The 1,500-nt window shown below is 45.5% G+C and carries 1 protein-coding gene; it reads right to left on the reverse strand.

Annotated elements, in window-relative coordinates; genetic code table 11:
* Positions 1–539: 539 nt before the first annotated feature.
* The coding region (locus ABLA76_RS04440) for a helicase RepA family protein (protein WP_348987012.1) at positions 540–1,500 on the reverse strand (961 nt) is incomplete at its 5' end.

The raw sequence follows: 1,500 nt of genomic DNA on the forward strand, positions 1-1,500 counted from the left end.
ACGTTGGGTATTTTTGCCAATTTTAAACAAGGTAAAAGTCAGCGCGACTGGCTTCAACAAGCCAACGTGATAGGATGTTAAAGTCGAGCATCGCGTTATTATTATTCAATATTTAAAAATTTAATGCTTTAAAAAGCAGAGAAAATAGTGTGCTCGCACCCTGGCAGTAGAGGGGATGCGCATAGCGTGTGGTGCTAAATTGATTGCCAGTCAGCAAGAGTTTCTCGCTTAATAAAACCACACTGACGCGCTGCGCTTGTCTTCTCCGTGTTACCGGGTTAATTCATTAGCCCGGTAACACGGAGAGCTGAAAAAAACACCTGTCCGAAAACAGTTTAATTCCTCACCTGCTCCTCAATTCTCTACTCGTTTTTTATTTGCCTCAGGATAAAAATAGGTGAGGAATGGAGATTAATTTATCTTTAAAAATCAATACATTTAATGTTCCTCGCTTTTTCTGTATATATGCCCGAGAAATGAGGAATACGGTGGGTATCACAATCGATTTTCTTGTAATTCCTCATTTTTTTACTCACTATTTAGTCTGCATTGTTTTGGTTGATAATGGTTATTTCCTGCCCGTTGCGGGTAATCAGTCCATCATTTTCTAACTTGGTTAACCAGCGGCTGAAATTCTTCACATTCACGCCCATCGCCTTTAAATCATCACGGACAAGAGCAATGAAACAGGGTTCTTTCAGGGCAGTGCGCGATCGGATGCATTGCCATAGTGCTGTGTGGTTATCTGTTTTATTGGAAATGTGTTCAATATCGTCCTCTTCAACCGGATCACGTGGCCTGTCAATCAGAGCCAATGATGTAATATCTTCACCGTCTTTATCGGTAAAGAGTTCAACTACACGCATGTCATAGGCTTTGGTTTCCGGTTCTTCGGCATCTTTCATTTTGGTGCAGGTAATAACCAGTGCGCCGCCTTTTTTCCCTTCCCGGTTGATCCGATATTCAACATCCAGCGCAGCACGAAAGGCACTGGAACCCCTTGCACCTTTGCTTTCATCCTTGCCGGAATGGTGCACCACGAGAATGCTTGCCCCTGTTTTGGCTTTCAGTTCGTCACAACCCCGGACAAACGCGCCCATATCTTTTGAATCATTTTCATCCGCACCGCCAAAACAACGGGCGAGGGTATCCAGAATAATCAGACGTACCGGCTGGCCTGTTTCGGCTTCAACCTGTTGGGCGGCAATCACCAGCTCATGTACTTCGGCAGACGAGGCCGGAAAAACCGGCGTATTGATCAGGTACATATTTTTAACGGTCTGATCATTAATGATTTCCCATGCTTTAATGCGCCGGGGTACGCCGATCCCACCTTCACCGACAACGTACAGCACGGAACCCTGAGCAACCTGTTTTCCTGCCCATGCCTTACCCGTGGCAATATGACAGCTCCATGCGCCTGCCAGAAAACTTTTATATGACCCGCTTGCCCCGTAAATGCTGCACAGGGAATGCGCCGGAATAATGCCTTTAACCACG

This window comes from Xenorhabdus sp. SGI240 (genome assembly GCF_040081915.1).
GTDB lineage: Bacteria > Pseudomonadota > Gammaproteobacteria > Enterobacterales > Enterobacteriaceae > Xenorhabdus > Xenorhabdus bakwenae.